6 protein-coding genes are annotated in these 8,509 nt (G+C 63.1%); 4 read left to right on the top strand and 2 right to left on the bottom strand.

Going from position 1 to position 8,509, the window contains the following annotated elements; genetic code table 11:
• Nucleotides 1-200: 200 nt before the first annotated feature.
• Nucleotides 201-1,844 carry a dihydroxy-acid dehydratase gene (ilvD, locus tag BRA62_RS07510; protein ID WP_292365953.1) on the top strand — a complete coding sequence of 548 codons (1,644 nt, stop codon included), beginning with the start codon at nt 201-203 and terminating at the stop codon, nt 1,842-1,844.
• A gap of 334 nt (nt 1,845-2,178) precedes the next feature.
• Nucleotides 2,179-2,760: a carbonic anhydrase gene (locus BRA62_RS07515; RefSeq protein ID WP_292365954.1), complete on the top strand. Its 582-nt coding sequence runs from the start codon at nt 2,179-2,181 to the stop codon at nt 2,758-2,760.
• Here BRA62_RS07515 and BRA62_RS07520 read toward each other — a convergent pair.
• The gene (locus BRA62_RS07520; protein ID WP_292365955.1) at nt 2,757-3,101 is read right to left on the bottom strand and encodes a hypothetical protein; all 345 of its coding nucleotides are present in this window, start codon (nt 3,099-3,101) and stop codon (nt 2,757-2,759) included. The two genes, BRA62_RS07515 and BRA62_RS07520, sit on opposite strands and share 4 nt — an antisense overlap.
• 28 nt (nt 3,102-3,129) lie before the next feature.
• On the bottom strand, nt 3,130-3,909 hold the full coding sequence (locus BRA62_RS07525; RefSeq protein WP_292365956.1) for a flavodoxin family protein: 780 nt from the start codon (nt 3,907-3,909) through the stop codon (nt 3,130-3,132).
• A gap of 245 nt (nt 3,910-4,154) precedes the next feature.
• Here BRA62_RS07525 and carA point away from each other — a divergent pair, with 245 nt between their 5' ends.
• Nucleotides 4,155-5,210, top strand: coding sequence for a glutamine-hydrolyzing carbamoyl-phosphate synthase small subunit (gene carA / locus BRA62_RS07530; protein ID WP_292365957.1), 1,056 nt, complete (start codon nt 4,155-4,157; stop codon nt 5,208-5,210).
• A complete protein-coding gene (gene carB, locus BRA62_RS07535) occupies nt 5,210-8,380 on the top strand; it encodes a carbamoyl-phosphate synthase large subunit (protein WP_292365958.1) in 3,171 nt (1,056 codons plus the stop codon). The genes carA and carB overlap by 1 nt, the downstream gene beginning before the upstream one ends.
• The last annotated feature ends 129 nt before the right edge of the window (nt 8,381-8,509 follow it).

Genomic DNA, 8,509 nt, shown 5'->3' on the forward strand with positions numbered 1-8,509 from the left:
CTCCTTCCCCTGCGGGGAAGTCGCACGTCGAAGACCTTCGTTCTTCTCAAGCTCCGGCCCTTCGGCCCGTCGCCACTCGCACCTGCCGGTGCTCGAACTCCTGCCGCTCGCGATACTCGCGCCAGTCGTTTCCTGCACCACACCCCGCTACCCGGAATACTCTTTTCTCCCCATGCGTTTATTCTCATACGAGGATTACCATGCGGAGTGAGACGGTTAAGATTGGCTACCAGCGTGCTCCGAACCGGGCGCTGCTCAGGTCGCTCGGCGTCACCGACCGTGAGATGGATCAGCCCTTCATCGGGATAGCAAACGCCTACAACACCATCGTCCCGGGGCACACCCACCTCCGGTCGATATCGCAGAGGGTGCAGGAGGGTGTCGCGGCCGCGGGCGGCGTGCCGTTCGAGTTCGGGACCATCGGCATCTGCGACGGGATCGCGATGGGCCACGAAGGGATGCGGTATTCCCTTCCCTCGCGGGAGAACATTGCCGATGCCGTCGAACTGATGGTCGAGGCGCACCGGTTCGACGGTCTGGTCTGCGTCGGCACCTGCGACAAGATCGTCCCCGGCATGCTCATGGCGGCGGTGCGGTGCAACATCCCGGCGATCGTCGTCACCGGCGGCCCCATGCTCCCCGGCTACGCGGCAGGACGCGAACTCTCCCTCATCGACGTCTTCGAGGCCGTCGGCCGCGTCGCCGCCGGCACGATGAGCGAGGAGGAACTCGGGATACTCGAGTGCGCGGCGATGCCCGGGTGCGGCAGCTGCCAGGGGCTCTATACCGCAAACACCATGGCGTGTGTGACCGAGGCGCTGGGCCTCTCCCTCCCGGGATGCGCGGTCATCCCCGCGGTCGACGCCGCAAAACTCCGCATAGCCCGCGAGAGCGGGGAGCGGGCGGTCGGCCTTGTCCGGGAGGGTGTCCGCCCGCGGGACATCGTCACCCCGAAGAGTCTCGCGAACGCGATACGGGTGGATATGGCGCTCGGCGGGTCGTCGAACACGGTGCTCCACCTGATGGCCGTCGCCCGGGAGGCGGACGTCCCCCTCGACCTCGAGACCTTCAACGCCGTCGCCGAGGCGACCCCGCATATCTGCCACATGATGCCCGGGGGGCCGCACTCCATGCTCGCCCTCCACCGGGCGGGAGGCATTCCTGCGGTCCTGAAGATGCTCGAGCGTTACCTCGACGACGCCCCGACGGTCTCGGGCCGCCCGATCCTTGAGATCGCGAAAGAAGCGCGGGTCGCCGACCCGGACGTGATCAGGACTGCCGATGCCCCGGTCAGCCCTGCCGGCGGCCTGAAGATCGTGCGCGGATCGCTTGCCCCCGACGGCGCCGTCGTCAAGTGCGCCGCCGTCCCGGAGGCGATGTGGCGGCACCGGGGGCCGGCACGGGTCTTCGACGGTGAAGATGCTGCGATGGAGGCGATCCTCCACCGCGAGATCGCGGAGGGCGACGTCGTCGTTATCCGTTACGAAGGGCCGCGGGGAGGACCCGGGATGCCCGAGATGCTCTCGCCGACCTCGGCGTTGATGGGCCTCGGCTACACCCGGGTCGCCCTGGTGACGGACGGACGCTTCTCGGGCGGCACCCGGGGGCCGTGCATCGGGCATATCGCGCCCGAGGCCGCGGTCGGCGGGCCTATCGCTCTCGTGGAGGACGGCGACGAGATTGAAATCGATCTCTATGCAAAACGCCTCGACCTATCCGTCGATGCAGCGACTCTGGATGAGCGGCGCCGGGCCTGGAAGCCGCCCGCCCGCCGGCTTACGGGCACGCTCGCCCGCTATGCACGAACCGTCGAGCAGGCGAACCTCGGCGCCGTCCAGAGATAATCTTCTTTTTTGGGCGGGGAGCGCATACCCCTCACCGGGATCGCGGCCCCGGCCGGCGATCGTTGTTATAAACACTCATGCTTTGTTAATCATGTCCGCCTTAATGCCGGGTGCATTCGGTATCCCGCGTCCCCGATCCGGGCGTTAAAACACCGGGATTTCCGGCACAATCTGGACCGTTCATGGCCTGAATCCCGTTTGTTTGCCCGATATTCGACTGCTCTTTTCCCCACATCAACCTGCCGTATACATTTTTAAATCCTGGAAGTAACCTCCCTCTTCAGAGGCGTACCTGTCGAGATGGTCGCCCATATCAGCCTTACGGAGTATACGGATGATTGATAAATTTCTTGAGGGCAACAAGCGCTTCCTGAAAGAAGACTTTGCAAAGGACCCCGAACACTACGGCCCGCTTGCATCAAGCCAGCACCCGGAAGTCCTCTGGGTAGGATGCTCCGACTCAAGAGTGGACCCCGAACGCATCACCGGCGCGAAGGCCGGGCAACTCTTCGTGCAGCGCAACATCGGCAACATCGTCCCGATTCACGACTGGAACTTCGCGACCGTGCTCGAATACGCGGTCAACCACCTCAAGGTCGGAGATATCGTCATCTGCGGGCACTCGAACTGCGGTGCCATAAAGGCGCTGGACCACGAGAGCAAGGACGCGTATGTTCCGCTCTGGCTGAACAACGCGATGGAGGCGAAACGCCGGGTCGATGAGAAGATCCCGGCGCCGAAGAACCCCGAAGACGAGAAGAACCGGCTCCGCCTTATCGAGATCGAGAACGTCGCCCTGCAGCTTGAGCACCTCCGCACCTACCCGCCGGTCAGGGCCGCGGAAAAAGAGGGACGCGTCAAACTTCACGGCCTGTACTTCGATCTTGCGACCGGAGAGTTGGAGAAGATATTCTAGGACTCTTCCAGCGCATAATCAATCTCTTCTTTTATCAGATCGAGCGAGACCCTCCCGATCGACGTAAGCCGCCCGTTGACCAGGATGATCGGGATAGGAGGGTGGCGCTCCTCGATGATCTCCCTGATGTGGTCGGGCACCCCCTCATCGATCAGCGTCGTCTTCACCTCGACCTGATCCCCATACTCGTCAAGGAGTTCGTCACGCAGGGCGCTGATGGCGTCCATCAGGCTATTTGACGGGTAACAGGTCTCAAGACCGCAGGATCTCGTCTCGTCGCAGGGAAACGGGCCGCATTCGGATTCCGCAAACCCGACGATCTCAACAGTTACTTCTGCCATGCATCATCGGTGGGGGACGAATCCTATATTAGCCTTCGTCTCGGGGAGGAAGCAGCGCGGAGAGCGCCGCCCGGACGTCGTCCTCAACCCCGTCGATCTTTTCCACGTCACGGATCCGGTCTAGGTCGCCGATCAGCACCGGCTCGGCGGGACGGATGCCCAGGTTCCGCATGAACGCGTCGACCACATGCGTTACGCAGACAAAGGGCTCGGTCCCCTGCCGTCCCGCGACGGCGACCAGCAGGCCCCGGGCGTGCACCTCTCTCCCCAGCACTTTCTCCCGGGCATGAAGCCACTGGCAGCGGTCCATAACCGCTTTGAGGGTTGCCGGGACGGTGCTGGTGTAGACCGGGGTGCAGACGACGAGGACGGAAGCGGCTTCAAGGGCCCGGATGATCCCGGGCATATCATCGTCTATCGGACAGTAACCATAGTCATAGCAGGTGTAGCAGCCGATACACGGGCGGATATCCATCTCCTGCAGGAAGAATACCCGGGAGGAGAGACCTGCCCCGGTGGCCTCGTCGTCGCACCACGACGCAATCTTCGCGGAGTTCCCGAACCGGCGCGGGCTCCCCTGCAGGATGACGACATCGGCCGTGCCGCTGCCCGGGAGCGGGCGAGTGAAGACGCGTGGCCGGGTGTAGACGTGTGGACGGGACGTCACGTCGTGCACGAGCCGGGAGAATACGATCTCCGCCACCTCCCGGGTGTCGAAGAGGGAGCCCGGCGGCTCCTCGTAGGAGTTGATCGCGTAGGTGTAGACTGTTTCGTTGCCGTGGAGAACCTCGACGGTATACCTGATCATGCCCGGGTAGATGCTCCCGAGGTCGTCCTGGATGAGCCTGACGGTAAACGTCCCCTCAGGTGTTTCGATTGTTCGGATCTTTTCTGCCGCGCTCTCACCCCATGCGCCAGATGGCGCTCAGTCGCCTTCAATATTTCGGGTATCCGGGAACCCGCCGTTTCGGGTTTCCTGCAGGGGTGCGGGGGCGGGCGTTCGATCAGTCATTACCGTTAATAAGGAGTCGGATCCACGTGATATGGTAATTCATGAAGGCGGTTCTGGGTCTTGAAGACGGAACATTTGTTGTAGGGGATGGTTTTGGCGTTGAGGGGACATGTTCCGGTGAACTCGTCTTCACGACGCAGATGACCGGTTACATGGAGGCATTGACTGACCCCAGTTATGCCGGGCAGATTTTGATGTTTACATATCCCCTCATCGGGAATTACGGCGTGGATCAGCAGAATTTCGAGAGTCCACTGGTTCATGCGCGCGGCTGCATCGCACGCGAGATCGCTAGCGTGCCCACGACGCAACCCTCGGTTGCGGAATTTTTCGAAGAAAACGGTCTTTTCGGGATGTCGGGCGTCGATACCCGCAGTCTGACGATAAAGACCAGGACGGTCGGGACCCTCCGGGCTTCCCTCATCGTCGGCAGCGATGACGCCGAAGAAGCGGTCAGGCGTGCCCGGGCCGTCTCCCCGATCAGCGAGGTCGACCTTATCGGGAGCGTCTCCTGCGCTGAGCCCTACCGGGTCAGCGGCCCCGGGAAACGAATCGCCGTCATCGACCTCGGGGTGAAGCGGCATATCCTTGAAAGTCTCAACTACCGTGGTGCCGACATCCACGTGTTTCCGCACACGGCCGCACCGGACGAGGTGATGGCCGCAAAGCCCGACGCACTCTTCGTCACCAACGGGCCCGGCGACCCGAGGAGGGCAACGCACGCCATCCGGTGCGTCCGGGACCTCGCCGGCGAGGTGCCGGTCATCGGGATCTGCATGGGCATCCAGGTTGCCGCCCTCGCGCTCGGCGCCGAGACCTACAAGATGAAGTTCGGACATAGGGGAACGAACCAGCCGGTCCGCTACAAGGACGGGAGCATCTACATCACGACGCAGAACCACGGGTTTGCGGTGGATGAAGAGACCCTGCCCGAAGGATGCACGGTCTCGTACAGGAACGTGAACGACGGCACGGTCGAGGGGTTCGAGAACCGCGACCTCAACATAACCTGCGTCCAGTTCCACCCGGAGGCGCACGGCGGCCCCCGGGATACGGAGATGCACTTCTTTGACCGCATATACAGGGAGATTCCATAATGCCGAAGAAATCTCACATCAAAAAGGTTCTTCTCATCGGCTCCGGCCCCATCCAGATCGGGCAGGCGGCCGAGTTCGATTTCTCGGGGTCGCAGGCCTGTCGCGCGCTCCGGGAGGAGGGCGTCGAGGTCGTCCTGGTCAACTCGAACCCCGCGACGATCCAGACCGATCCCGATACCGCGGACGTCATCTACATCGAGCCCCTGAAGGCCGAACTCATCGCAAAGATCATCGCGAAAGAGAAGCCGGACGGGATCCTGAGCGGCATGGGCGGCCAGACCGGCCTTAATATGACCGCGGAACTCGCGGAGATGGGCGCACTCGATGGCGTGGAGATCCTCGGAACGCCGCTTGAGGCGATCTACCGGGGAGAGGACCGGGAGCAGTTCCGCGACCTGATGAACGCCATCGGCGAACCTGTTCCCCGGAGCATGATTCTCGAGAACATGAACCAGATCGACGAGGCGATCCGCGAGGTCGGCCTCCCGGCGATCATCCGGCCGGCATACACCCTGGGCGGCTCCGGCGGCGGCGTGGCGCACACGCCCGAGGAGATGCGGCGGATCATCGAGATCGGGCTCGCCCGCTCGCGGATTCACCAGGTTCTGGTGGAAGAGAGCGTCGCCGGGTGGAAGGAGATCGAGTTCGAGGTGATGCGGGACGCGTCCGATACCTGCATCATCGTCTGTGGCATGGAGAACGTCGACCCGATGGGCATTCACACCGGCGAGAGCGTCGTCGTCGCGCCCATCCTCACCCTGCGGGACGACGAGTTCCAGACGCTCCGGACCGCCGCAATAAAGATTATCCGGGCGCTCGACGTCCAGGGCGGGTGCAACATCCAGTTCGCTTATCGGGACGGCGAATACCGGATCATCGAGGTGAACCCCCGGGTCTCGCGTTCGTCTGCGCTCGCGTCCAAGGCGACCGGCTACCCGATCGCCCGGGTGGCGGCAAAGATCGCGATAGGGCTCCGGCTCGATGAGATCATGAACACCGTGACCGGTGTCACCCCGGCATCCTTCGAGCCTGCAATCGACTACGTGGTGGTGAAGGTGCCGCGGTGGCCGTTTGACAAGTTCAAGTCCGCGGACCGGACGCTCACCACGGCGATGAAGAGCACCGGCGAGGTCATGGCGATAGGACGGACGGTTGAGGAGGCATTCAAGAAAGCGCTCCGGTCGCTCGATACCGATATGCAGCGGCACACGAGCCCAAGCGAGATCCGGATGATCCTCACGTCCCCCACCGACGAGCGGTTCGGGTGCCTCTTCGATGCCTTCCGGGAGGGGTTCACGGTCGGGGAGGTTGCCGATCTGACCGCCATCACGCCGTTCTTCCTTGAAAAGATCAAGAACATCGTCGACCTCGAACGGGAACTCGAGACCGCGTTTGCACCGGAGGACGTCAGGGCCGCGAGACGTTACGGTTTCTCGGACGAGGAGCTGCAGGCGCTGACGAAAAAGACCGTCGACGAGCTTGCGGCCCTCTCCGGGACGCCGACCTATAAAATGGTGGACACCTGCGCCGCCGAGTTCCCGGCGACGACACCTTACTTCTACTCCACCTGGGAGGAGGGGTGTGAGCTCGTCCGGGACGGCGCGAAGAAGGTGCTGATCCTCGGTTCCGGGCCGATCCGGATCGGCCAGGGGATCGAGTTCGACTACTGCACCGTCCACGCGGTGATGGCGCTTCGCGAAGAAGAGGGGATCGAGGTCCATATTGTCAACAACAACCCCGAGACGGTCTCGACCGACGCCGACACCTCCGATCGGCTCTTCTTTGAGCCGATGCAGCTTGAGGACGTCATAAACATCCTCAAGAAAGACGACTATTACGGCGTCATGGTCCAGTTCGGGGGCCAGAACTCGGTGAACCTGGCCGTGCCGCTGGACGCCGAGATCCGGCGCCTCGATCTACCGACGAAGATCCTCGGGACATCGCCCGACGCCATGGATGCGGCGGAAGACCGTGACCGGTTCAGCCAGCTTCTCACCCGGCTCGGGATCCCGAGCCCGGCGAACAGTTCCGCCTACTCTGAGGGGGAGGCGCGGGAGATGGCCGGGGCTATCGGCTACCCGGTGCTGGTCAGGCCGTCTTACGTCCTCGGGGGGCGGGCGATGGAACTCGTCCACGACGAGGCCGAACTTGAGAGTTACATCAAGGAGGCCGTCCGGGTGAGCCGGAAGCACCCGGTGCTGATCGACTCGTTCCTCCAGGGCGCTGTCGAGGTCGACGTCGACGCGGTCTCTGACGGAACGGACGTCCTGATCGGCGGCATCATGGAGCACATCGAGTGGGCCGGCGTCCATTCCGGCGACTCGGCCTGCGTCATCCCGCCGCAGTCCCTCTCGCCCTCGGTGATCGCGCGGGTGCGCGAATACACGAAGAAGATCGCGCTCGGCCTCGGGGTCGTCGGGCTGATCAACATCCAGTACGCCGTCCAGAACGATGTGGTCTACGTGCTTGAGGCGAACCCGCGTGCGAGCCGGACCGTGCCGTTTGTTGCGAAGGCGACGGGCATCGCGCTCGCGAAGATCGCGGCGAAGGTGATGGTCGGCCGGAAACTTGCCGATATGGGTGTTACCGAACGGGAGATCGAGCACGTAGCGGTGAAGGAGGTGCTCCTGCCCTTCAACAAGCTCCCCGGCGTCGACACTGTGCTCGGGCCGGAGATGAAGAGCACCGGCGAGGTGATGGGCATCGACTACGACTTCGGCCGTGCCTACTACAAGGCATGCACCGCCGCGGACAACACCCTGCCGACGACCGGGAACGTCTTCATCTCGGTGACGGACGAGCAGAAGGAGGAACTCCTGCCGGTCGCGCGGAAGCTCCGGGAGCTCGGCCTCTCGCTTTATGGAACGAGCGGGACGGTCGATTTCCTCACCCAGAACGGCGTCGAGGCGAACCTTGTGCGGAAGGTCCAGGAAGGATCCCCGAACGTCATCGATGCCATGCGTTCGGGCGGCATCCGGCTGATCATCAACACCCCGGCGGACAAGGCGTCCCGGCAGGACCACATCCAGATCATGCGGGCCGCCGTTGATTACGGTATACCCTACATCACCACGCTCCAGGCTGCCCGGGCAGCGGCGATGGCAATCGACGCCATCAAGCGCGAAGAGATCACCCTCGAGCCGCTCGGGCACTACCACGGGCTAATGTGATCCGGGATTTATCACCTTCTCTTTTTGTTCCAGTGTTCTCATCTAGTTCAGCTCACACGAAGAGCGCGAAGCCGCGAAGGACGACTTTCCCGGAGGAAAAGAGTTCAAGCACCGCCAGGTGCGAGGTGC

The sequence above is a fragment of the Methanoculleus sp. UBA208 genome, assembly GCF_002498065.1.
Lineage (GTDB): Archaea > Halobacteriota > Methanomicrobia > Methanomicrobiales > Methanoculleaceae > Methanoculleus.

What these genes read in the sequence shown, in the direction of transcription:
- ilvD (WP_292365953.1), top strand. Translation starts at nt 201, where the DNA reads ATGCGGAGTGAGACGGTTAAGATTGGCTACCAGCGTGCTCCGAACCGG.
- BRA62_RS07515 (WP_292365954.1), top strand. Translation starts at nt 2,179, where the DNA reads ATGATTGATAAATTTCTTGAGGGCAACAAGCGCTTCCTGAAAGAAGAC.
- BRA62_RS07520 (WP_292365955.1), bottom strand. Translation starts at nt 3,101, where the DNA reads ATGGCAGAAGTAACTGTTGAGATCGTCGGGTTTGCGGAATCCGAATGC.
- BRA62_RS07525 (WP_292365956.1), bottom strand. Translation starts at nt 3,909, where the DNA reads ATGATCAGGTATACCGTCGAGGTTCTCCACGGCAACGAAACAGTCTAC.
- carA (WP_292365957.1), top strand. Translation starts at nt 4,155, where the DNA reads ATGAAGGCGGTTCTGGGTCTTGAAGACGGAACATTTGTTGTAGGGGAT.
- carB (WP_292365958.1), top strand. Translation starts at nt 5,210, where the DNA reads ATGCCGAAGAAATCTCACATCAAAAAGGTTCTTCTCATCGGCTCCGGC.